The sequence below is a fragment of the Methylacidiphilum caldifontis genome, assembly GCF_017310505.1.
Classification (GTDB): Bacteria; Verrucomicrobiota; Verrucomicrobiia; order Methylacidiphilales; family Methylacidiphilaceae; genus Methylacidiphilum; species Methylacidiphilum caldifontis.
Genome location: NZ_CP065957.1, coordinates 1,260,750 through 1,282,169, shown reverse-complemented (window position 1 = coordinate 1,282,169; position 21,420 = coordinate 1,260,750). Strand labels below are relative to the sequence as shown.

Annotated in this window: 23 protein-coding genes; 11 read left to right on the top strand and 12 right to left on the bottom strand. The window is 40.9% G+C overall.

What is annotated here, in order from left to right; all coding sequences use genetic code 11:
- Positions 1-79: 79 nt before the first annotated feature.
- The 5 genes from argC to argF all read left to right on the top strand — a co-directional run bounded on the left by argC (position 80) and on the right by argF (position 5,523).
- The gene (argC, locus tag IT6_RS05970; protein WP_206825575.1) at positions 80-1,117 is read left to right on the top strand and encodes an N-acetyl-gamma-glutamyl-phosphate reductase; all 1,038 of its coding nucleotides are present in this window, start codon (positions 80-82) and stop codon (positions 1,115-1,117) included.
- Positions 1,114-2,331 (top strand): bifunctional glutamate N-acetyltransferase/amino-acid acetyltransferase ArgJ, encoded by a 1,218-nt coding sequence (gene argJ / locus IT6_RS05965; RefSeq protein WP_206825574.1) that lies wholly within the window; start codon positions 1,114-1,116, stop codon positions 2,329-2,331. The genes argC and argJ overlap by 4 nt, the downstream gene beginning before the upstream one ends.
- 8 nt (positions 2,332-2,339) lie before the next feature.
- Positions 2,340-3,233, top strand: a complete 894-nt coding sequence (argB, locus tag IT6_RS05960) for an acetylglutamate kinase (RefSeq protein ID WP_206825573.1) — start codon at positions 2,340-2,342, stop codon at positions 3,231-3,233.
- A gap of 84 nt (positions 3,234-3,317) precedes the next feature.
- Positions 3,318-4,541, top strand: coding sequence for an aspartate aminotransferase family protein (locus IT6_RS05955; protein ID WP_206825572.1), 1,224 nt, complete (start codon positions 3,318-3,320; stop codon positions 4,539-4,541).
- Between the two features lie 85 nt (positions 4,542-4,626).
- Positions 4,627-5,523, top strand: coding sequence for an ornithine carbamoyltransferase (gene argF / locus IT6_RS05950; RefSeq protein WP_206825570.1), 897 nt, complete (start codon positions 4,627-4,629; stop codon positions 5,521-5,523).
- A gap of 81 nt (positions 5,524-5,604) precedes the next feature.
- Here the strand turns inward: argF and IT6_RS05945 are convergent, their stop codons facing one another.
- Positions 5,605-6,321: a cyclase family protein gene (locus tag IT6_RS05945; RefSeq protein ID WP_206825568.1), complete on the bottom strand. Its 717-nt coding sequence runs from the start codon at positions 6,319-6,321 to the stop codon at positions 5,605-5,607.
- 110 nt (positions 6,322-6,431) lie between these two features.
- On the opposite strand from IT6_RS05945, the gene IT6_RS05940 reads away from it, so the two are divergent.
- The gene (locus IT6_RS05940; protein ID WP_206825566.1) at positions 6,432-6,941 is read left to right on the top strand and encodes a c-type cytochrome; all 510 of its coding nucleotides are present in this window, start codon (positions 6,432-6,434) and stop codon (positions 6,939-6,941) included.
- Position 6,942: 1 nt separating this feature from the next.
- Here the strand turns inward: IT6_RS05940 and glgA are convergent, their stop codons facing one another.
- Positions 6,943-8,547: a glycogen synthase GlgA gene (gene glgA, locus IT6_RS05935; protein WP_206825564.1), complete on the bottom strand. Its 1,605-nt coding sequence runs from the start codon at positions 8,545-8,547 to the stop codon at positions 6,943-6,945.
- Positions 8,548-8,934: 387 nt separating this feature from the next.
- Here glgA and IT6_RS05930 point away from each other — a divergent pair, with 387 nt between their 5' ends.
- The 4 genes from IT6_RS05930 to IT6_RS05915 all read left to right on the top strand — a co-directional run bounded on the left by IT6_RS05930 (position 8,935) and on the right by IT6_RS05915 (position 11,867).
- Complete coding sequence (locus IT6_RS05930) at positions 8,935-9,243, top strand: DUF883 family protein (RefSeq protein ID WP_134440645.1); 309 nt, start codon at positions 8,935-8,937, stop codon at positions 9,241-9,243.
- A 256-nt stretch (positions 9,244-9,499) separates the two neighbouring features.
- Positions 9,500-10,159 carry a MotA/TolQ/ExbB proton channel family protein gene (locus IT6_RS05925; RefSeq protein ID WP_242524113.1) on the top strand — a complete coding sequence of 220 codons (660 nt, stop codon included), beginning with the start codon at positions 9,500-9,502 and terminating at the stop codon, positions 10,157-10,159.
- 21 nt (positions 10,160-10,180) lie between these two features.
- Positions 10,181-10,609, top strand: a complete 429-nt coding sequence (locus IT6_RS05920) for an ExbD/TolR family protein (protein ID WP_134440647.1) — start codon at positions 10,181-10,183, stop codon at positions 10,607-10,609.
- Positions 10,610-11,321: 712 nt separating this feature from the next.
- Positions 11,322-11,867, top strand: coding sequence for an NUDIX domain-containing protein (locus tag IT6_RS05915; RefSeq protein WP_134440422.1), 546 nt, complete (start codon positions 11,322-11,324; stop codon positions 11,865-11,867).
- Between the two features lie 263 nt (positions 11,868-12,130).
- On the opposite strand, the gene IT6_RS05910 is transcribed toward IT6_RS05915, so the two are convergent.
- The 8 genes from IT6_RS05910 to thpR all read right to left on the bottom strand — a co-directional run bounded on the left by IT6_RS05910 (position 12,131) and on the right by thpR (position 18,738).
- On the bottom strand, positions 12,131-12,760 hold the full coding sequence (locus tag IT6_RS05910; protein WP_134440423.1) for a DUF4412 domain-containing protein: 630 nt from the start codon (positions 12,758-12,760) through the stop codon (positions 12,131-12,133).
- Between the two features lie 10 nt (positions 12,761-12,770).
- Positions 12,771-13,529: an inositol monophosphatase family protein gene (locus tag IT6_RS05905; protein ID WP_206825560.1), complete on the bottom strand. Its 759-nt coding sequence runs from the start codon at positions 13,527-13,529 to the stop codon at positions 12,771-12,773.
- Between the two features lie 82 nt (positions 13,530-13,611).
- Positions 13,612-15,099, bottom strand: a complete 1,488-nt coding sequence (locus IT6_RS05900) for an ArnT family glycosyltransferase (protein ID WP_206825558.1) — start codon at positions 15,097-15,099, stop codon at positions 13,612-13,614.
- A gap of 24 nt (positions 15,100-15,123) precedes the next feature.
- Entirely contained in the window at positions 15,124-15,864 is a 741-nt protein-coding gene (locus tag IT6_RS05895; RefSeq protein WP_242524112.1) for a methyltransferase domain-containing protein, read from the bottom strand.
- Entirely contained in the window at positions 15,788-16,492 is a 705-nt protein-coding gene (gene purQ / locus IT6_RS05890) for a phosphoribosylformylglycinamidine synthase subunit PurQ (protein ID WP_206825556.1), read from the bottom strand. The genes IT6_RS05895 and purQ overlap by 77 nt, the downstream gene beginning before the upstream one ends.
- Positions 16,489-16,743 carry a phosphoribosylformylglycinamidine synthase subunit PurS gene (purS, locus tag IT6_RS05885; RefSeq protein ID WP_134440428.1) on the bottom strand — a complete coding sequence of 85 codons (255 nt, stop codon included), beginning with the start codon at positions 16,741-16,743 and terminating at the stop codon, positions 16,489-16,491. Before purS ends, purQ begins: the two co-directional genes overlap by 4 nt.
- A 13-nt stretch (positions 16,744-16,756) precedes the next feature.
- The gene (purB, locus tag IT6_RS05880; RefSeq protein WP_242524111.1) at positions 16,757-18,049 is read right to left on the bottom strand and encodes an adenylosuccinate lyase; all 1,293 of its coding nucleotides are present in this window, start codon (positions 18,047-18,049) and stop codon (positions 16,757-16,759) included.
- 83 nt (positions 18,050-18,132) lie between these two features.
- Positions 18,133-18,738: an RNA 2',3'-cyclic phosphodiesterase gene (thpR, locus tag IT6_RS05875; protein WP_206825552.1), complete on the bottom strand. Its 606-nt coding sequence runs from the start codon at positions 18,736-18,738 to the stop codon at positions 18,133-18,135.
- Between the two features lie 60 nt (positions 18,739-18,798).
- Here thpR and IT6_RS05870 point away from each other — a divergent pair, with 60 nt between their 5' ends.
- Positions 18,799-19,218, top strand: a complete 420-nt coding sequence (locus IT6_RS05870; protein WP_134440431.1) for an NADH-quinone oxidoreductase subunit A — start codon at positions 18,799-18,801, stop codon at positions 19,216-19,218.
- Positions 19,219-19,327: 109 nt separating this feature from the next.
- Here IT6_RS05870 and IT6_RS05865 read toward each other — a convergent pair whose 3' ends face one another.
- Positions 19,328-20,575 (bottom strand): Y-family DNA polymerase, encoded by a 1,248-nt coding sequence (locus tag IT6_RS05865; RefSeq protein WP_206825550.1) that lies wholly within the window; start codon positions 20,573-20,575, stop codon positions 19,328-19,330.
- Between the two features lie 115 nt (positions 20,576-20,690).
- Complete coding sequence (locus IT6_RS05860; protein ID WP_206825548.1) at positions 20,691-21,233, bottom strand: LexA family protein; 543 nt, start codon at positions 21,231-21,233, stop codon at positions 20,691-20,693.
- Positions 21,234-21,420 lie beyond the last annotated feature (187 nt).

Genomic DNA, 21,420 nt, shown 5'->3' with positions numbered 1-21,420 from the left:
TGTCGTAATAAAAGGGTGCTCTTTAGCAGGTTTTCTGCTAAAGAGGGGGAGATTAAAATTCGCTAAGTGGGTTTATGTCATGTCCTCCATCCGTGTCGGTATTATTGGGGCTTCGGGATATGCAGGAGAAGAGTTAATCAGGTTGCTCATTCGTCATCCTGGAATTGATCTGCGTGTAATAACTTCTCGGCAGTATAAGCATAGGAGCCTCGAGTCGGTTTATCCCGATATAGGCAGTTTCAGGAATATACAATTTGATGATCCAGATAATCTTGAGAAAATCGATAGCCAAACCGATGTTGTTTTTCTAGCCCTGCCTCATGGAGCAGGCATGCATTATGCCCAATTTCTTTATCATCGAGCTAAAGTGGTTATCGATTTGAGTGCAGATTTTCGGCTAAAAGACCCTTCCGATTACGAAATTTATTATAAGTTTTCACATCCCTTTTCTGATCTTTTGGAGGAAGCGGTTTATGCTCTGCCAGAAATTTATCAAGATCAAATTGTTCAGTCCCGGTTGCTTGCCATGCCTGGATGTTATCCCACAGGAGTTCTTCTCTCGGTGGCTCCTTTCCTTAAGAAAGGATGGATCGATCCCAGCTCGATAGAAATTATTGCCCAGAGTGGGAGTACCGGGGCGGGTAAAACCCTTGACAGTAAGCTTCTTTTTAGTGAACTTGCCGAAAATCTTAGACCTTATGGTTTCCCAGGCCATCGGCATACTCCTGAAATTGAACAACAGATAGCAAAACTAGCCCAGAACCGTTGTTCAAGAGTTCTTTTTCTTCCCATACTTGCTCCTTTACGAAGGGGCATTCTTTTAAGTATCATTGCTTCTTTGACCGAGGAAATCTCGCAACAGGATGCGGAAGGGCTGGCTCTTCATTTTTACAAAGAAGCTCCTTTTGTGAAAATATTGACGGGAGGAATCATGCCTGAGCTGCGGTATGTCCTTGGTTCTAATTATCTCTATTTTTCAACTTGTGTTTTAGCGGACAAAAAAAAACTGCTTATTTTGGCAGTAATTGATAATTTAGGAAAGGGAGCGGCTGGACAGGCAATCCAGGTGATGAATATAAAGTTTGGATTGGATCAAACGTTGGGATTAATCCCATGAAAGAGGAATCAATAGAGTTTATTAAATCGGGAGGAGTAACTGCTCCTCGTGGCTTTCTAGCTGCTGGAGTGAGTTGTGGAATAAAGCCGGGCAAGAAAGGAGACCTTGCTTTGGTTGTTTCCCAACAACTTGCTGATGTGGCTGGGGTTTTTACTCAAAACCGAATAAAAGCAGCCCCGGTACTTGTCTCAATGAAAAGAGTGAAGAAAGGGAAAGCTCGGGCGGTAGTGATTAATTCAGGGAACGCCAATGCTTGTACAGGGTCAAGGGGCTTGGAAGATGCTGAACAGATGGCTGCAGTGACCGCTTCATTCCTCGGCTGTTCCTCGGAAGAGGTTTGTGTATGTTCTACAGGTAGAATTGGGGTATTCTTGCCGATGAAGAAGATTGTTAAAGGCATAGAAAAAGCCTTCAAGCAATTGAACGTGGAAGGAAGTAAAAATGCAGCTGAAGCGATAATGACTACAGATACCGTTCCCAAGCAAGCGGCATTGAAGGTCAAAATAGAAGACAAGGAGATTTTTATAGGCGGAATGGCCAAAGGATCGGGGATGATCTGTCCCAATTTAGCTACGACACTAGGGATAATTACAACCGATGCGGTTCTTTCTCCTGAATATTTGGATTGGGTTTTGCGTTGCTGCGTTCAAGAAACATTTAACCGAATATCGGTTGATGGAGAAACCTCTACAAACGATACCATTTTGTTGTTCTCCAACGGGATGGCCAAAAACACCATGATTTCATCTGAAAATCCCCATAAGGGAATTTTCAAAAATGCCTTACGGCTTGTTCTGGATCGGTTGTCTCGTGCTGTTTTAGAAGATGGAGAGGGGGTTACCAAAGTCGTTGAGATACTCGTTCAAGGAGCAGTTTCAGATAAAGAAGCTGAACAGGTGGCAAGGGCTGTAGGCAATTCTCTTCTTGTAAAGTGTTCTTGGAATGGAGAAGATCCTAATTGGGGCAGAATTTTGTGTGCCATTGGTTATTCCGGGGCTGACGTAGATCAAAATAAAGTGGATGTTTTTTATAGTGGTATTCAAATTGTTTCCTCTGGGGTAAAAACAGACATCAAGGAAGGCCAGATAAAAAAAATACTAAAAATGCCCATGTTTTCCATTCTTATTGATTTACATAAAGGAGAAGGCCAATATCGGTTTCTTTCTACCGATCTGTCGGAGCGATACGTACGCATTAACAGTAATAAAGAATAAAAAAAGAGATGATTGGCAAAAGCCCTTGTGAAGAATTGACTCCAGAGCAAAAAGTAACCATTTTCTTAGAAGCTCTTCCCTATGTTCAAAAATTCCGAGACTCAATCTTTGTAATCAAATATGGGGGAGCGGCGATGGAGGATCCTTTTTTAGTCGAACAGACATTACGGGATATCGTTTTACTCGAAGCGGTGGGTATTAATCCTCTTATTATCCATGGGGGAGGGGAGTCGATAAACAAGGCGATGAAAAAAAGGGGACTTAACCCTCAGTTTGTCAATGGGATAAGGATTACTAACAAAGAACTCATTTCCTTGATTCAGGAAGTTCTTTCCCTGGAAATTGGTCCATTTATAACTCAAAAAATAATTGAATATGGAGGTAAAGCGGTGTTTGTTCCTGGACAAGAAGTTTTCCAGGCAACAAAATGGGAAGCTTTATCGGACCAAGGCATCCCTATTGATTATGGGTATGTGGGTTCAATTGTCAACGTGGAGATCCAACCGCTTTTAAAACTTCTCCATAACCAATTCATAGCGGTTGTTTCACCTCTAGCAAAAGCTCTTAATGGAGATATTTACAACGTTAATGCCGATATCGCTGCCAGTAAAATGGCTGGGTTCATAAAGGCAAAAAAGTTGATTTATCTGAGCAATACTAATGGCATACTTGAAGATGAAAAGGATCCTTTTTCTCGTATTTCGGTTATCAACAAGGAAAGAATCAGCATTTTAAAGCAAAAGGGTGTTATTCATGGAGGCATGATTCCCAAGGTTGATTCTGCCCTGGAAGCACTGGAAGCGGGAGTAGAAAAAGTACATTTTCTTGATGGGCGTATGCCTCATGCCCTTCTTCTTGAAATATTTACTGATAAAGGTATAGGAACAGAAATTGTGCTTTGAATTTAAACTGGTTGTTGAGCGATGTTTCATAAGATTAATTTTCAGGGGCTATTTAGAGCGCTTTTTAGACATAACAGGCAATAGATGCAAGAGTTTAACGCAGTACAGCAGGTCATAGAGGAATACAAAATTAACATTGTTCCCTCATACCGTAAGTTTCCAGTAGTTGTTGATCATGCCGAGGGCAGTTATCTTTGGGATACAGATGGGAAACGGTACCTGGATTTTACGGGGGGAATTGCTGTTAACGTTCTTGGTCATGCCCATCTGGCTACCAGGAATGCTTTGGCTCAGCAGGCGGCAAAGATAATCCATTGTTCCAATTTGTTTTATCACCTTCCAGCTCTGAAGCTGGCACAAAAAATTGTTGGTCATATAGGCAGAGGGAAAGTTTTTTTTTCAAACAGTGGCGCTGAAGCCAACGAGTGTCTTTTTAAAGTAGCCCGACGGTATGGCGAGAAAACAGGACGGTTTGAGATCCTTTCTTTTGAAGACTCTTTTCATGGCCGTACTCTTGCAGGAATTGCTGCCACTGGCCAGCACAAAGTCAAAAAAGACTTTGGTCCTCTCTGTCCTGGATTTAGGACCATAGTTAAAGGGGATGTGAAAGATTTCCTGAACAGTCTGTCAGATAACACGGTGGCGCTTATTGTAGAACCAATCCAGGGAGAAAGTGGCATTCATATTTTTTCTCCAGGTTATCTTTTGGAAATAAGAAGGATTTGCAAAGAAAGGGATATCCTCTTTTTTATCGATGAAATACAATCTGGAATATGGCGAACTGGCCATTTCCTTGCTTGGCAAAGCTTAGTCTCAACAGTTATAGAAAAGCAATCTGTTTTCCCCGATGGGGTATCCCTGGCTAAAGGATTGGGAGGAGGTTTCCCTATTGGAGTGAGCTGGATTAGTGAAAGCTACAGCGATATTCTTGAGGAAGGCTCCCATGGCTCAACCTTTGGTGGATCTCCTTTAGCTTGTGCTGTAGCTTTAGCCGTTATTGAAGAGATCGAAAAAAATGATCTAGGTAGGCATGTCTTTGAAATAGGAAACTATCTGTTATGTTCTCTAAAAATTTTTGAAAATAAGCCTAATAGCCTCCTTAAAGAAATAAGAGGAATAGGAGGGATGATCGGTTTGGAACTTGCTGTGCCCTCTTTTAATGCAGCAGAAAATTTGATAAAGAAAGGTCTTCTTGTTGCTCCAGCCAGTGGCAACACCATCAGGCTTTTGCCTCCGCTTAACGTGAGCCTTGAAGAGGCAGAAGAGGCCAGGAATATATTAGAGGATTTTTTGCTTTCTAAATTGTAAAATCCTTTCTTAATTAGGTTGTGGAGGAAATAAGAGAGCTGCTTTAAAAAAAAGGCCTTTGAAAAGCCGCTTTGAAAGGATGATTATGAAAACATTACGCCATTTTCTTTCTATAAATGATATGAGCGAGGAAGAAGCACGGGTCATTTTTAAAAAAGCCGAAGAGCTAAAGGCAAAAAGGGGTAAAGAGCAGCAAAGCTACCTTGGTTCCCAGACATGGGCATTGCTTTTCAAAAAGCCTTCCACCCGAACGCGATTATCTTTTGAAGTAGCAGTCAGGGAGCTTGGAGGAGAAGCTCTCTTTCTCAATAGCCAGGATCTTCAACTCTCACGGGGGGAGTCGATTGAAGACACAGCCCATGTTTTAGGAAGAATGGTCCATGGTTTGATTATCAGGACATATGATCAAAAAGAAGTAGAACTTTTCGCTACCTATGGCAATATTCCTGTTATTAATGCCCTTACTGATGATGAACATCCATGCCAAGTTCTTTCAGACATTTTTTCTTTCGAAGAAAAAAGAGGATCTATAAAAGGTAAAAAAATCGCTTTCATTGGTGATGGGTGTTGCAACGTTGCCAAGTCTTGGGCTTTAGCAGCTGAAAAATTCGGTTTTTCCCTCTGGATTGGTTCTCCTCTTGAATATTTTTCCCCGGTAAAGAATGCCTTTGTCAAAAATACTACCTCCGTTGAAGAAGCTGCTCGAAATGCTGCTCTTCTCTATACCGATGTTTGGATTTCCATGGGAAAAGAAGAGGAAAAAACCAAAAGACAGAAACTTTTTTCTCAATACAGGATTGATCGTTATGCCTTAAGTTTGGCTTCTAAAGATGCCCTTGTGTTTCATTGCTTGCCCGCTTATCGGGATCAGGAGATTTCTTCTGAAATATTCGATGAAAGAAAAGAAGAGATCTATACCCAAGCAGAAAACAGGCTCCATGTCCAGAAAGCTCTTTTGGCTTGGATTGTTGGAAAAATTTAAAGATTCCTAGTTGAAGGTTTGAATAACCCTATTCTTCTCTAGGACTCTGTGAATGGCAGTTCAGGGATGCTGAGTGGCTGATTAAGGAATTAAACCAAATACTCTTGCGGGGAAACCCGTGGCTCCTTTGAGGGGTATAGGCCCAACAAGAATCCAAGCTCCTGCAGGAGGGAGATCTTGAACGTTGTGCAGGCATTCTAATGCCCATTTGCCTGCTGCAAAAAGGGTTTTATGCACAGGGTAGTCCTGGCTTTTCCCACGATCGATAGAAAGGGTATCGACGCCTATGCCGGAAATCTCCCGTGCGTTGATCAGGAACTGGACAGCTTCAACAGAAAAACCTGGAAAATGGAGAAGTCCATCTTCTTTTTTATTATAAAACTGAGGGTTATACACCCATTTTCCCCATCCACTATACATTATGACTACGCATTTTTCTGGGATTAATCCATGTTCTCTTTCCCAAGAAAGAATATCTTCAAGGCTAACTTCAGTATCCGGGTCAGTAGCGGCTCGATTTGTAATGTTAATGACCGCAAGGGGACAAAAAAGCTCTGAAAGAGCAATGTCTGCTACCGTTTTCCCCCCTTTTGAATAGTGTAAGGGGGCATCTAAATGGGTTCCCCAATGCTCGGGCATATCCCACCGGTTTGAAGCATACCCATCTTCTTTAGTAACACGCAGGGAAACTTGACCTACGGGCTCCTGACCTGGAAAAATAGGGAAATGAAAATCAAGTGGATAGCTCAAATCTATGAGAGTGCGAAAATGCAATGAAGCAGGAAAAGAAACTCTCATTTTTCTTTAATTATGCTTTTGATGCTAAGAAATTGTAGGGAAAAACAAAAGGGAAAAAGGAGTAGAAATTTTTACTTTAAATGTCCACTCAAAGAGGAAATGTTTATAACATGACATTTCCTTCTCTTCTTCGTGCTCAAATCATTTTGATGATCTTTTTATTCGTTACTTTGAAAAGTTATGTTTTTGCTGAAAGAGGAGAAAGCCTTTATTTGAGTCATTGTGCAAGCTGTCATGGTCAGAACGGTGAAGGGTTGGGATCGAATCCTCCCCTAAAGAATTCTTCATGGGTAAGGGGAGATCCACAAAAGTTAATTCAGATCGTCTTAAATGGTTATGCGGGTAGAATGATTGTGAACAATGAAGAGTACCGGGGCCGTATGCCTGCCTGGAGGACTGAATTAAACGATAGCCAGGTCGCTTCGGTTTTAACTTATCTCCGATCACTGAATGGAGCGGACCCTATTAGCCCCAGTCAAGTTTCCCTTGTAAGAGAAAAATCCAAGAACAAGCCGATTGCGGGTGGAGGGATGGGATGTGGAGGGGGACACATGGGACATGGACATAGGCATGGTCATTCCATGGGAATGGGAATGGGTTGTGGAGGATGTGGCCACTAAGTTATTTGGGTTTTTTTTGGCTGAGTTTAATATAGATTTCCTCGTATTTTTGTGCGGCTGTCTCCCAACTAAAATCTTTTCCCATGCCGTTTTTTTGGGCGCTCTGTATTAATTGGGGTTCATTTTTCCAGCAGTCCAAGGCTGTTTTAAGAACATCCAAAAGGGCTTGGGAGGAGGGTTCGGTAAAGAGAAAGCCAGTTCCTTCGGGATTTTTTTGGATATCTTCGACACTATCTACGATACCACCGGTTGCTCTGGCTATAGGAATTGTTCCATAGAGCTGTGAGTAGAGTTGACCTAATCCGCAGGGTTCATAAAAAGAAGGCATCAGGAAAAAATCACTTCCCGAAAATATAAGATGAGCTAATTCTTCAGAAAAACCAATGTAAGCGGCCACTTTGCCGGGAAATTCCATGGCAATGGTTTTAAAAAAGTCTTCATAGTCTCTTTGCCCTTTGCCAAGCAACACAAACTGAAAATCTTCTTTTGTCAAAGCTTCTCTTAAAATGGGAACAAGAAGTGAGATCCCCTTTTGATTATGCAGTCGGGTAACCATACCTATGACAGGAATATCTGGAGATTGCCTCAAGTTAAATTTTTCCTGGAGGACTCTTTTGCAGACTATCTTTCCCTGAAGATCGTTTTTATGGTAATTTGAGGGAATAAGGGTATCTGTTTTGGGATTCCAAATATCGGTATCTACTCCATTAAGAATGCCCACAAGTTCGCCCGATCTTTTCTTTAGAAATTCATGGAGTCCAGCCCCCCCATAAGGTTCAAGAATTTCTTTTGCATAGGTAGGAGAAACCGTAGTAATAAAGTCACTATAAACGATACCCGCTTTAAGAAGATTGATCTTTCCATAATCTTCAAACTTATCGGCCCTGAATAGCTGCCAGTCGATCCCCAAATAAGGTACCACCATGGCATCATATTTTCCTTGGTAGCAAACATTGTGAATGGTGAGAAGGGAAGCGGAGTTTTTAAACGGGGAAAGGAGGTTAGGCCATATTTTTAAATAAGCACTGACCAGGGAAGTCTGCCAGTCGTGAACATGAAAAATATCTGGAATCCAACCTGTGTCTTTACAGATTTCAAGAGCGGCTTTTGAAAATAGACCGAACCTGTAAGCATTGTCATTGTATTCCCCACTGGGTTCATCGTATATTCCTTTCCGGTTAAAGAAATCGGCATATTCGACAAGCCAAATGATAATATCATCACTTAAGGAGGTCTCATAAAGACCGATCCAATGTTCAGTTTGACAACCCATATGCACGCAAGCCGAACCCACAAAGCGAAAGCAATAGCGAGACTTGTCAATGGAAGAATAAAAAGGAATGATGACTCTTATTTCGTGACCCAGCTTTGATAGGGAACGACTTAAAGAAGCGATCATATCGGCCATTCCACCCACTTTGGCATAGGGGGCGCATTCGGCTGCAACCATTAGAATTTTGAGTTTTGGTTTTGACTCTTTCCCTGTAGCCGAGGCAATGACGCCTTCTTTTGAAGATTGGAGAGGTTCTTTTGGGGAAGAAGTTCGAGAAGTGCCTTTTCTTGTTTTTTTTGGTGTAACTTTTCGTTTCGGTTGCGATAATGCCATAACCCTTTATAGCTACAGAAAAGAAGGCGGTAAGCCAAGCAATAAAAAAAAGCTAATGCTTTATTTGCAAGCGGTTGAATATATCTCTTTTCTTCTTTTTTCCCATTACATAGCTTAAGACCTACTCGATTGTTTTTTGTTGTTATTTTTTTTCCAATGGCCAAAAAGGTTGGCTTAATTGATGGGCAGGGAAAACAGAAGAAGAACAAAAGTATATATTTTAAAAAGAAAGAGCATTTTTAGAGAGTGTCGTGGGTATTCTCAAATTTCTTTAGGGGATTGGGTTTAGAACATAAATAAAAGCTTTGTTGAGTGTTATGTTGCCCTTGTCAAGCATTTCAGAAGTGTGCTATTATTTGTTCACACTAACTAAAAACAGGAGTAGGAATGATGAATGAATTTGTGAGCAGGGAAAAATTAATCAATGATATCAAGGCTGTCCTTCATGATGCAGATGTCCTTGTTAAATCTACGGCAGGAGATATAGGTGAAAAGACAAAAGATGCCATTGATCGATTGAACTCAAAACTTAATTCTTTAAGGGACTATCTAAGCAATTCTGAAGATTGGCTTGTTGATAAAACTAAAGAAAGGGTTAAAAGCACTGATGAGATCATTCGCAAAAATCCTTACCAATCGATTGGTATTTCCTTGCTTGTAGGGATAGCCATTGGGATTATCCTTGGTCGAAAATAAGATCTTGCCAAGTTGTGGTTGATTAAAGAAGCAGTGATGCTGTTTTTTTAAAGTTGAAAAAAATATTGGAGAGATAACTAATTTGTTTAATGTAAGAGTTAAAGAAGGCGATTATTTTTATTCCTAGATTGAGGTTGGGTTGAAAAATTGAATGCGCAAAATTTTTGTGGGAACATTAAAGGAACATTATTTTTGTATACTAACCTGATTTAGCACTATTTTTATGATTCAATTTTTTTTAAAAGGCGGACCGATCATGTGGCCAATTTTGGCCCTTTCGGTGGTAACATTGGCTGTTATTTTTGAAAGACTTCTTTTCCTTTTCGAAATTAGCCGCACCCGGAAAAGAAAGCTTGTGACACAATTTCTTGAACTGGTTGGGCAATCAAGATACGATGAAGCTTTAGCGATTTCTGAGAAGAGTAAAGATTATGTTCTAAAGGTACTTGGAGAAGGGCTTAAGCACAGGGAAGGATCCCTTGAAGATGCCTTGTTGGAAGCTGCGAGTAGCCAGTTGGAAAGATTTAACAAGGGATTGGTGGTCTTGGATACGGCTGTAACTCTTGGTCCTCTTTTGGGTCTCCTTGGAACAGTAACAGGCATGATGCATGCTTTTAGTATTGTAGGCTCAGGAGAGATAGCCGGAAAACAGGCCGCTATAACGGGGGGAGTGGCTGAATCATTAATCGCCGTCAGTTTTGGTTTGGCTGTAGCTATTGTAGCGATTATTCCTTTAAATTTTTTTAACGCACGGATGGATAGAGCCCGTCGAAGGATAGAGGAAGCGTCTACACGACTTGTTCTGCTTTTGAAGGGGGAGAAGGAAGAAGAAATAGTTGCGCGTGGCCCTATAAACAATACTCATTATATGGAAGGCAACTCCAAAGCTTCGTCAAGCCCTTCTATATACTCTTAAACTCTTAAATAAAGATCTTTTATGCAAGTTGTTTCTCCTAGAAAAAAAAGACCGAGATTAGAAATCATTCCTTTCATTGATGTGATGTTCTTTCTGCTTGCCACTTTTATGATGGTTTCATTGGCCATGATTAAAAATGAAGGGCAGACGGTTGATTTGCCTTTTGCGAAAAGTAGCACTGCTGTTGAAAGAAAGGAAAAAGAAACCACTGTAACGATCACGGACAAAGGGGATATCTATCTTAACAAAGACAAGGTTTCTATAGAGTCGTTACCTGCAAAAATCGTTGAATTAAAGCAGCTGGATTCCGATCCGAGGGTTTTCCTCAATGGTGATTGTAAGGCTTCTTTTGAAAAGGTCACCGCTGTTTTGGATATCATTCGAAAAAACGGGGTGACCAAGATCGCAATTCAAACGACAAAAGAACCGAAAGGGCAAGCTAAACAATAACCTTTTTCACGCCCCGGCTTAAACTTTCAGAGTCTTTGGTTTTCTTTCTTTTTGGGTATTCATCTTCAAAAAAAATACCACAGAGGGGTCAAACCCGATCTGTGGTATTTGAAATAACTTTAGGTTAATCTTGTTTTTTGCTCCTTAAAACTAAGAGCAATCGCAATCTTTTCCTTTATGAACTGCGCATTCAACCCTGGGGCATTTTTCAGGGCAAGCACAGCTTGCTTTCTTTTTAGCAATTTCAGAGCTTTGAACAGCCTTTAAAGAAGCGATAAAACCGAAAGAAACAAAAAGAATAAGAATTGTACTCCATTTGAATAAGTTTTTCATGCCGGGAATATTAGGAAATATACAAAATAAAGTCAAAGAATTTGGAATAAAAAAAGGGATTTAAGACTCTTATAAGGCATTTGTTTAGAAAGATATAAATCATAAAACTTAAGTTTGTAACCTAGCAACATAAAGCTTGTACTTGAAGTCTTGAATGGGAAAAGAAGGATATTAAAAAGATAGGCTATTCCCAAGATTTTTCCTTGTTTAGGACATGAAAAAGAGGCTGCCAATTCAACATGCTTCATGGAGAAAAACTTAACAGCTCTCTGATAATCGGCTTTTGGTCAATGGGTTCTTAAGCATTGGCTACAGCTGAAGTTAACGATTGTAGTCGACAAGATTTGAGATTGAATTGTAAGAGAAGTACTTTTTAGTTATGCAAAACATTGGACTGCGTCCCTCAACTCCACGATATGCTGTTACGACGGATAGCGTTGTTCTTGGTTTCAACCCCAAAGAATTAAAGGTAGTTCTAATACAGAGGAAAAATCCTCCTTTTCAAGGAATGTGGGCGTTACCGGGTGGTTTTGTGGAAGAAAATGAAGATCTTGAAGAGGGAGCCATTCGTGAACTTGAAGAAGAAACAGGCATAAAGCTGGAAAGAATGATCCAGATTGGGGCTTTTGGGAAACCAGGTAGGGATCCTCGCGGCAGGGTAATAAGCGTTGCTTACCTTGCGGTAAAACCTCTTGAAGAACTTAAGCCGGTAGCTGGGGACGATGCTAAGGAAACGGGGTTTTTCTCCTTAAATAAATTGCCTTCTTTGGCATTTGATCACGACAGCCTTATTGTTGAGGGTTGTAAAAAGCTTTTACTTCTATGTGACCTAAAAGAAGAACAACATATTTCTTTTTTAAAAGAAAATTCGGCTGCATCAGATCTTAAAAAGATGCTCAAGGAATTTCTTGAAAAGGGAGTTTAAAGGATAATGTTGATAACATTGAACTTGATCAACAGGACCAACGAGCTTGAGTTGCTGTTAGCAGCTTTAGCTAGTCTCATCTTACTGAATCATAAACCTTAAGTACCTTAGATTTGTGAGAGGTCATCGGATTGGGTTCATAAAGTCCTGCAAGTGGATAAGAGGCTTGGATTGGTAGAACAAACAGGGGAGGTTACCAAGGAAGAGATACTTTTAACCGCTTAGATTGCTTATGCTATTTTGGGAGATTGGCCCAGAGTTGATTACTGAGGGGGTGGAGAAGATTTCTTGGGGATGTTTTTAGACATGTCGATGAGTTGGTAGTCTTTGGGAGGTTCAAAAAGCTGCGGGGACTGAGGACCTTTTTGGTAATCAATCCAATCGACAACATTTTTCCCATCCTGACTGCTTAGCCGCACAGGGATTTCTTTTTCCTTGTTAATCCACAGGTAAGCTTTGCCGAAAGGACCTGTGACTTCGTATTTATCACATAGAACTCCTTCGAGAGTTTCTGTTCCTTCCAAGCTAAGGTTTTTGAGGGCATTAGAAGAGATGGGATCCTTGTTTTTCAAAGCCTCGGAATAAGGCATGATAAAACAGAGTTTCTTCTGAGGTAGAATCATGTACAAAATGCCTAGATCAGATCGATAAATGATGGTATTTTGCTGTTCTCTTCCCTCTAATTCCATTCTCATTTTTTGGTTATCAACGTAGACTTTTTGTTTAAGGGGAGGGGAATTTGCAGCATGAATGACCTGGATAGTACTAAACTGGGTATCGTCTTTGAAGGGAATGCCTCCAACAAGATAACTACAACAAAGAAAATTGAGGATAAGCAGAGAACAGCCTACCCAATATATTCTTTTTTTATTAGAAATTTTAAGAAATTGCATAATAAGTTGGTCAATCAAAGGTGACGAAATCAAGATTCAATACTCCGTTTGTAGCTTTGAGACCAAAAGTCTTTCCTTTAACAATGGTTTTAGTTATTATCTTGCCTCCCGCTTTTTCGACGAGCAGGGATCCTGCAGCTATATCCCAAATCTGGATTTGTTGTTCGATATAAAAATCAAGCCTACCACAAGCTACATAGGCAAGATCGAGAGCAGCGGAGCCTGTAAAGCGGATTTTTCTCACTTTAGGAACGAGATCGAAAAAAAGCTCTGTGGCTTTGCTGATTGTCTCCTTTGTTCTGGAAAACCCGATGACTCCCACAGCATCCGAAAGGAAGGACCTTGGACTCGATTTAATCACTCTGCCGTTAAGTTTTGGAAGGCCAGGGTCACTCACCGTGAAAAGTTCTTCTCTGATGGGGTCGTAAACAACTCCAGCAACAGTTTTCCCGGATTGTTGGACAGCGATTGAAATACAAAAATGAGGGATTCCATAGGTGAAATTGACCGTTCCATCAAGAGGATCGACAATCCAACATACTTCTGATTCTTTGGCGCCAGATATTCCTTCTTCCCCTATGATTTGATGCCCAGGATAGTCCCTAAGGATTGATTGGGTGATCTTTTCCTGGGCAAGCTTATCCAATTCAATTTTGATATCATAAGAAAATTTTTCCTCTATTTTTATGTCCGTTCCAAAATGACGGCGTAAAAAATCCCCAGCTTCAAGAGCGGATTCTATAGCTGTAGCAAGAAAATCAGTAGGCATAACGGATTAAATTTTCTGTTCCTTGTGTTTTAAGCTTTATCTCTATAAAAAGAGCTACCTTGTTTTCAGTTTGAGGGCAAACTTATTTTTCAGCAGAGGCGGAGAGAAGCCAAAGCCTGTAATATTCTATTTTTTTCCCTTTGTATTCCCTCCAAAATCCTCCAGCAGGTTCAATTTTTACAAATTCTTTTTTAAGACATTCAGGGATAAAAGCCGTTTGATCATTAGAAATGTAAACAGCCTGGCAATGGGGCTTTATTTTGTAACCGTCCCAGTAATCAAACTGCGTCTGGGAACGAAGATCGGTTGGTAAAAAAAAGGATGAATTTCTGTGTAAGAAACTTAGGGCACTAGCCAAGGCATAATCGTTTGCGATGAAAAAATCGGGATGGAATTTGTTCTGGATGACCTCCAATTGAACGGCCACACTTTGCCATCCCCTAGGCCGTAATAGAGGATCTTTTTCGGGTTTTATTCCCAAGAAAGAAAGGCTTTCTCCATGCAGTAGGGCGGTTTGCAGGAAACTGAGCAGTAGCCCACCCAGAACAAATATTTTTACCCAAGGCAGAGACCAGAGACTTGAACTGAGATAGGCTAGAAGAATGAGTCCCCCAGATATCGCAGTGACAGTCCAGTTCCCTTTTGCTGCCTGATGAAAGCTAAGGAGAAAGTAAAAAAGAAAAACGGGTAAAAATAATGATACGCAGTAAAGGGTTCCAGAAGTACGGAATACAGGAACAAGCAGTGTCAAAGACACTGCAAGAAGAACTCCGACAAATAGAAAAGGGGAGTAACTTAAAATTTGTTCTTGAAAGAATTTTAAAAGCTCTTCGGCATGGAACCCAACAGAAGAGGAGGTTAATCCTCCACGGTGAAGGAGATGATAGACGGTAACCCATCCATGGTTAAAGTTCCAGATCCATATGGGTAAGGAAAGGAGTAAAAAGAAAAAAATAAAATAGAGATAATTTTTTGACCACAAAAGAGTTCTTGTGGTGGACTGGAGAGCTAGGAAAAGGCTAAAACTAAGGATTTCAAAGCCGTTTACGTATTTAGCTAGAAATCCCAAACCCACACTTATTCCTGAAGCTATCCAGTACCTTCGTTTGTTTTCTGAAAAGGCATAAACAAAGAGCAAAGCGGCTAGAAGCCAAAAAAAAAGGGAAGGAGAGTCGATAGTCATGAGTACAGAGCCGATGGAAAATAAAGGACAAGCTGCGGCAAGTAGGACAGCTAAGAATGCAGTTTGGGGTTCAAATAATTTCTTGGCAAGCAAATAAATAAGGACAGCACTACCCAGCCCGAAAAGAATAGACATGATTCTTACCCCTAATAGGGTGTCTCCAAAAAAGAAGGATCCAACGGAAATGGCCCAGGCGACCAAAGGGCCTTTTGTAGCATAAGCAAGGGAAGGATGCTTTGACCAGAGCCAGTAGTAGGCTTCATCAGGGACGAGATCAAAAGTAGGTGCATAGAGGAGATGGAAAAAAAACGCCATGAAGATGAGTCCAAAAGCGAATACTTGGTAAAAGGACTTTGTTTGGGCTAAAGGGGTTATCCTTTTAAGCATAAAAAGATCCTTTGATTTTGCCCTTTATGGTGATCTTTTTTGGTATAACCGTACGATTTCTTCCCCTTCTCTTCCCTCATAACAGGAGAAAGGCAACCATTCTGCTTCGAGTTGAAAGTAAGGATCAAAATGATGGTCAATTTCACTGAGTTCAAAACAATAAGGGGGAGGTTCTCCAGGTTCACCCGTATCAAGAAAAAAGATACCTAAGAAAAAGCCCTTTTCTTTAAGAGCATTTTTCATAGAAAGCACGTAATCAGTTCTTTTTTCAGGTGGGATTGCGCAGAAACAGGTATGTTCCCAAATCCAATCAAAAGAAGAATAAAACTCTTTAGGGAGTGAAAAGATATCGGCAAGAACGTAGTTTTCCAAGGGAGATTGGGACAATTTTTTTGCTTTTTCGATAGCGGATGGAGCAAAATCGATGCCGACTGCCTCTATTTTTAAACTAGCCAAATACCGGACGTCGTGGCCAGCTCCACATCCCGGAACAAGGACCCTTTGGGGATTCGGTAGGATTTGTAATGCTTCTACCAATGCAGGAGAAGGAGCTCCTTTATCCCATCCCGTTTGCCCGGCTTGGTATTTCAACTCCCAATAAAGGGGATTATCTAAAGTAAGCGATTGGGGTTCAGTATCCATTGATGTAATAGTTGAATAATAAAGAGAATTGTCAATCAGTTTACCCTTATTTTCCGTTACGTTCTTCAAGGGCTCTAAATATTGATTCGAAAATTCTTTTTCCATCAACAGATCCGTATTCACTCTCTGAAGCTCTTTCTGGATGAGGCATTAAACCAAGGACATTGCCTTTGGTGTTGATTACTCCAGCAATGTTTCTAGCTGACCCGTTTGGGTTGGATTCTTCATTGACATTGCCGTTTTGGTCACAATAGCGAAAAAGGATTAACCCTTCGGATTCCATTTTGTGCAGGGTAGAGGGGTCAGCATAAAAACAGCCTTGTCCATGGGCAATCGGGATTTGAATGATTTCGCCAGGATAAAACAGGGAAGTAAACAAAGAGTCGGTTGTTTCCACCCGAAGATGAATACGCTCACAAATGAATCGAAGAGAGCGGTTAGTGATCAAGGCTCCAGGAAGCAACCTGGATTCACAAAGAATTTGAAATCCATTGCATATGCCTATAATGGGAATACCTATCTCTGCTGCTTCTTTAACAGCTCCCATAATAGGGGAAAGGGCAGCGATGGCTCCACTTCTTAAATAATCCCCATAAGAAAACCCTCCCGGTAAGATAAGAGCATCCACGGGTGGTATTCTTTTTTGCGTATGCCAAAGGATTGTTGCCTTATGCTTTAAAACCTTTTCAATGACATAGAGACAGTCAGGACCGCAATTAGAGCCAGGAAAATCAACAATAGCCCAATTCATTTTTGTTCCTTTTCCCACTCGATTTCATACTGTTCAATGACGGGATTGGATAAGAAATTCTTGGCTACTTCTTCAACTTTTTCTTTTAATTTTTCTTCCTCTGCATCTTTAAATTCGATGACAATGTCTTTACCTACCCTTACGGATTGGGTTTCGTTAAGACCTAGTTGAATAAGGGCATTGCGGAGTGCTTCCCCTTGAGGGTCAAATACGCCGGTTTTGGGAAGAATAAGGAGTTTAGCTCTAATCATTTTTTTCAAAAAATTAAGGGTTAATGGGATGTGAGTGGAGTTTTAAGCCACATCGCGCGAACAAAAAAGGTACATTTTTTAAGTAAGATTCTATAGAACAAAGAGAATCGATCTCCTGAGGCTTGAGCAAACTGGAAATGAGCGGATGGGATTTGGCATAAAAACTCAAAAGATTATCTCCTTTCCAGCAGTTCATTGCTGCTTGTTGTACAGCCTCGTAAGCTTCCTTTCTACTTATTCCTTTTTGAACAAGGGCTAACATGATTCCTTCAGAGGCAAAAAGTTGTCTGCTTGCAGAGAGATTGTTCATCATCCGTTCTGGATATACTTTTTGATTTTTGACAACCTCAGAAAGCAACAAAAGCATGTAATCCAAAAGGATTGTAGCGTCTGGGAAAGCTACTCTTTCCACGGAGGAGTGGCTGATATCCCTTTCATGCCATAAGGGAACATCCTCCATGGCAGCAAGAGCATAACCGCGCAAAAGTCGGGCTAGTCCGCAAAGCCTTTCGCAAATGATCGGATTTTTCTTGTGCGGCATGGCACTGCTTCCTTTTTGGGTGGTCTTGAAAGGTTCTTCGACTTCAAGCACTTCTGATCTTTGCAGGTGACGGAACTCGGTTGCCCACCTCTCGATTGAGCTGCCTATAAGAGCAAGACAATTAAGCAGAAAGGCGTGTCGATCCCTAGGGATAACTTGAGAAGAAATAGGTTCAGTTTTTAATCCAAGTTTTTCTAAGACAAAACTTTCAACTTGAGGGTCGAGATGAGCATAAGTGCCCACTGCACCTGAAATCATTCCGTAGGATATTTCTTCTTGAGCAGAAGAAAGTCGGCTATAAGCTCTTTTAAATTCTTCTCGCATCTGGAGAAGTTTTAAGCCATAAGTCGTTGGTTCAGCAAAAACACCATGGGTTCTGCCAATCATTGGTGTAAAGGCATACTGGATCGCTTTTTGTTCAATCAGCTCAAGAAGATTTTCAATATCCTCAAGAAGTAGCTTGGAGGCTTCCTTAAGTTGGAGGGCAAATGTGGTATCAAGGATATCTGAAGAAGTTAATCCAAAATGAATGAATCTACCTGCTGGTCCAAGACGGTCTGCAAGGGGTTCAAGAAAGGCTAAAATTTCATGTTGAAGGAGTTCCTCTCTTTTTTTTATTTCCTCAACAGAAACCGCTATGTTTTTTTGAATATCTGCAATTTCTGCTTTGGGCAAACGCCCAAAAGCTACAAGTGCTTCAAGCACAAGTAGCTCAATTTTTATCCACCATTCTATCTTTTTCTTTTCACTCCAAATTCGGAGCATGGGTTCACGCGAGTATCTTTCGATCATAGGAGAGATTAACTTAAAGATAATGAAGGAGAATGGAAAATAAAAAGATTATCTTTTTAGCTTTTGTTTGAGGAGAGTTTGCAAGCCCAGATTTTCTTGTAACTGCTTCCTTCCGGCCTGAGTTCAGACTGAACCAGGTATAAAGTGTCAACGGTGAGTTCAAACGGGGAAGGAAGATCCATTTTTTGTTTTGCTAGGCTTTCAGGAATACTTTTGTAGGAAACATGGCGAAATATTGTGATATGGGGAATGAATTGGTCATAAGCCTGGAAAGAGACGTTTTTTTGGGTTAAAAAATGAGTTAAAACTTGAAGCAGTTCCTCTATTGGAGAGGGAACCAAAGGAGCTTCAAACCAGATAATACCTTCTTTGCCTCTCTTTTTTAAAACCGCTTTGTTGAACTCTAAGGAAAGAGGAAATCCTTCAGGTTTTAACCAAAATGGAAGTTCAGCTTTAATTTCTTCAATGATGCTTGGCCGTGTCCATCCAAGAAAAAGAACGGTAACATGGAGAAAGTCTTGGGGAATAGCCCGAGCCTTGATTTTTGGGAATAATTTATCAACCAATTGGCTAAGAAGTAATTGCAAATGATTATCGGGCCAAAAGGCAAAGAAAAGTCTTTCTTTTTTTTCTTCTTTTTTTAAATCCGTTGAAAAATCCATCTATACAAGTTAGACTATAAAACCTTGTTCAATTAATATCTAGAGAAGAAAGAAGTTCTTATGAATATCATTTTGTTTTGGGCACAATCGCAACCTTATTCTGAGCAGCTAAGCTCAGTGGCGTTTATTTTTCAATTCTTGGCTGCACTCGCTGTCGCTGTGGGCATGCTTGGAGTTTCCAACCTGATCGGTCAAAAAGGCAGAAGGTCAAAAGAAAAAGACATTCCTTACGAATGCGGGAAAGATCCTATTGGTCCCCAAGCTCCCCGGTTTTCCGTCAAATTTTACATGGTTGCGATGCTTTTCATTCTTTTTGACATCGAAACTATTTTTTTCTTCGTTTGGGCTGTTTCCTACAAGGACCTCCTCTCCAAGGGATGGGGAGCATTGCTGGTCATTCTTTTTTTCCTCCTTATCCTTGGGGTGGGCTTTATTTATGAGATCCGGAAAAAAGCCTTGGATTGGACTCAAAAAGGATAAATTTGGTTGGGCTAAAACCATTCCTAAACAACAAAAACCGAGCCTGGTTAAAGAATTTGCAGGGTTTTTTCTTTCTTCGGTGTTAAAACTCTTTAGCCTTGGCCCTTGCTTACGCCTTGACTACGGGAAGTTCTTTCCACTTGCTTGTATAACTTGGAGATTTTCTTTGGGCGCGCAGCCTCCAGTTTTCACCAAATAATTCCGTGCCTACCCGGAGCAGGGGCTTGGGTAACTCATCGAGGAGATGGGAAAGAGTATAGTATTTCTTTTCTTTTTCTCCTTCCCTAGGCCAGAAAGAAGCCTGATGATTTTCCCGGGGGAGAAGGTCAAACAGCACTACTCCAGATTTTGTATATGTTCTTCTAGGCTTGTAAAGAGCTTGAAGAAGGTTATCGGCTGTTTCCAACAGATTCATCAGGTCTTCTACCGGTTCCATAAAGCAGAAACTTGCCGACTCCATACATCCAGGAAATGATCCATGTCTTATGAAAACGGCCATACGGCGCGTTGCAAGGCCAAATCGCCTGAGTTTTTTCCCTGCTTCTTTCACAAAATTGGCTGTTGCTGCTCTTAAGTCGTCCAATCTGGAAAGAGGTTGTCCAAAGGTCTGCGAGGAAAGTATCTGCTTTGGAGGATCAATGTTTTCTTCAAAACCAAAGCAGCTTATTCCTCGTAATTCCCATACCGTCCGCTCGAGCATCACAGAAAAAGTTTTTCGAATCTTGAAAGGATCAGCATTTTTTAGATCAATAGCTTTGTGAATTCCTAGATCTTTTAACTTTGTAGCAAGCTTTTTGCCTATTCCCCAGACATCTTCTATTTCAAGGCTGCTTAAAACTCTAGCCGTTTCTTCTTCGTCAAAAAGAAGATTGACTCCTTTAAGGCTGCTGTTTTTTTTGGCAATTTTTGAAGCGGCCTTGGCCAACGTTTTTGTCGGACCAATGCCTAAGGTAACAGGAATACCCGTCCATCTCCCGATTTTTTCTCTCAGCTTCCTTGCAAAATCTTCTGGAGATGGGCAGTTGCTTAAGTCGATCCAGGCTTCATCAATACTATAAATTTCTACGAAAGGAGCGGACTCTTCGAGGACTTGCATAACCCTACTACTTATATCCCCGTAAAGGGGATAATTGCTTGAAAGGGCAATGACTCCATGTTTTTTGAAAAATGCTTCCCACTGAAAGAAAGGAGCTCCCATGGGAATGCCAAGAGCCTTTGCTTCTTGAGATCTAGAAACGATGCAACCGTCGTTGTTTGAAAGGACAACCACGGGTTTACCTTCTAATGCAGGGTTAAATAGCCGTTCGCAGGAGACGTAAAAATTGTCGCAATCAACCAGACAAAATATTTTCTTCATCCCACTATTCAGTAAGAAAAGCTCTCTACTCCATAGCGATGCCTGTTAACCTAGCTCTTTAGGTTTAGCTTAAGCTCTGCCCAAACCCCATTAGCGGTTGGAGAAATGGGCTTATTCAAAATTTATGGATCACGGCGGTGACTACACCCCAAATGACCAACTCTATTCCCTCTTTTATTTCCATGGAAAAAGCTTTGCTATCGTTGGCGGGCACAGATTTTAACCATGTGCGGCCAGCTTCGATCCAAAGCTTTTTCACTACGAGTTCCCCGTTTACGGCAGCCACAATGATCGAACCATTTTTGGGTTTCTCAGCCCTGTCGACGACCAAGACGTCTCCATCCCTAATACCTTCTCCTTCCATAGAGTGTCCACTAGCCTTGACAAAGAAAGTTGCTGCGGGTCTTCTAATTAAGAGCTCGTCTAAACTCAAGCTCTTTTCAAGATGATCATCTGCAGGATTAGGAAAACCGGCGGCTACCCGGCTGCTAAAGAGAGGATACTGATGATGTTCAGCTTCATGGTCAAACTTGTAGGCTCGAAGGGATTTTCCTTCCTGGAGCAAAAGGATAGGTTCTTTATCCTCTATTTTCTTTGGGTCAAAAGGAAGAATTTTTGGGGAAGAAGAAGTTTCGATCCCTGGAAGATTCTCTTTCATAGCCGTCGAATAAAACAATATAAAACGAATTGGTTTGTCTCAGAAAGACAAAATGCTGTTTTCTCTTGCAATTACCTTTTGTCTTCCGTTGGAAATGGATTTTGAAAGTAGAAATGATATTATGCGGATGAATTTTATTGATCACAGCTTGAAGAGTTGTAGCTCATTTTTTGCTACTCCAAGAGTA

Bases quoted from the DNA above. Each gene is read 5' to 3' on its own strand.
- argC (WP_206825575.1), top strand. From the start codon at position 80: ATGTCCTCCATCCGTGTCGGTATTATTGGGGCTTCGGGATATGCAGGA.
- argJ (WP_206825574.1), top strand. From the start codon at position 1,114: ATGAAAGAGGAATCAATAGAGTTTATTAAATCGGGAGGAGTAACTGCT.
- argB (WP_206825573.1), top strand. From the start codon at position 2,340: ATGATTGGCAAAAGCCCTTGTGAAGAATTGACTCCAGAGCAAAAAGTA.
- IT6_RS05955 (WP_206825572.1), top strand. From the start codon at position 3,318: ATGCAAGAGTTTAACGCAGTACAGCAGGTCATAGAGGAATACAAAATT.
- argF (WP_206825570.1), top strand. From the start codon at position 4,627: ATGAAAACATTACGCCATTTTCTTTCTATAAATGATATGAGCGAGGAA.
- IT6_RS05945 (WP_206825568.1), bottom strand. From the start codon at position 6,321: ATGAGAGTTTCTTTTCCTGCTTCATTGCATTTTCGCACTCTCATAGAT.
- IT6_RS05940 (WP_206825566.1), top strand. From the start codon at position 6,432: ATGACATTTCCTTCTCTTCTTCGTGCTCAAATCATTTTGATGATCTTT.
- glgA (WP_206825564.1), bottom strand. From the start codon at position 8,547: ATGGCATTATCGCAACCGAAACGAAAAGTTACACCAAAAAAAACAAGA.
- IT6_RS05930 (WP_134440645.1), top strand. From the start codon at position 8,935: ATGATGAATGAATTTGTGAGCAGGGAAAAATTAATCAATGATATCAAG.
- IT6_RS05925 (WP_242524113.1), top strand. From the start codon at position 9,500: ATGTGGCCAATTTTGGCCCTTTCGGTGGTAACATTGGCTGTTATTTTT.
- IT6_RS05920 (WP_134440647.1), top strand. From the start codon at position 10,181: ATGCAAGTTGTTTCTCCTAGAAAAAAAAGACCGAGATTAGAAATCATT.
- IT6_RS05915 (WP_134440422.1), top strand. From the start codon at position 11,322: ATGCAAAACATTGGACTGCGTCCCTCAACTCCACGATATGCTGTTACG.
- IT6_RS05910 (WP_134440423.1), bottom strand. From the start codon at position 12,760: ATGCAATTTCTTAAAATTTCTAATAAAAAAAGAATATATTGGGTAGGC.
- IT6_RS05905 (WP_206825560.1), bottom strand. From the start codon at position 13,529: ATGCCTACTGATTTTCTTGCTACAGCTATAGAATCCGCTCTTGAAGCT.
- IT6_RS05900 (WP_206825558.1), bottom strand. From the start codon at position 15,099: ATGCTTAAAAGGATAACCCCTTTAGCCCAAACAAAGTCCTTTTACCAA.
- purQ (WP_206825556.1), bottom strand. From the start codon at position 16,492: ATGAATTGGGCTATTGTTGATTTTCCTGGCTCTAATTGCGGTCCTGAC.
- purS (WP_134440428.1), bottom strand. From the start codon at position 16,743: ATGATTAGAGCTAAACTCCTTATTCTTCCCAAAACCGGCGTATTTGAC.
- purB (WP_242524111.1), bottom strand. From the start codon at position 18,049: ATGCTCCGAATTTGGAGTGAAAAGAAAAAGATAGAATGGTGGATAAAA.
- thpR (WP_206825552.1), bottom strand. From the start codon at position 18,738: ATGGATTTTTCAACGGATTTAAAAAAAGAAGAAAAAAAAGAAAGACTT.
- IT6_RS05870 (WP_134440431.1), top strand. From the start codon at position 18,799: ATGAATATCATTTTGTTTTGGGCACAATCGCAACCTTATTCTGAGCAG.
- IT6_RS05865 (WP_206825550.1), bottom strand. From the start codon at position 20,575: ATGAAGAAAATATTTTGTCTGGTTGATTGCGACAATTTTTACGTCTCC.
- IT6_RS05860 (WP_206825548.1), bottom strand. From the start codon at position 21,233: ATGAAAGAGAATCTTCCAGGGATCGAAACTTCTTCTTCCCCAAAAATT.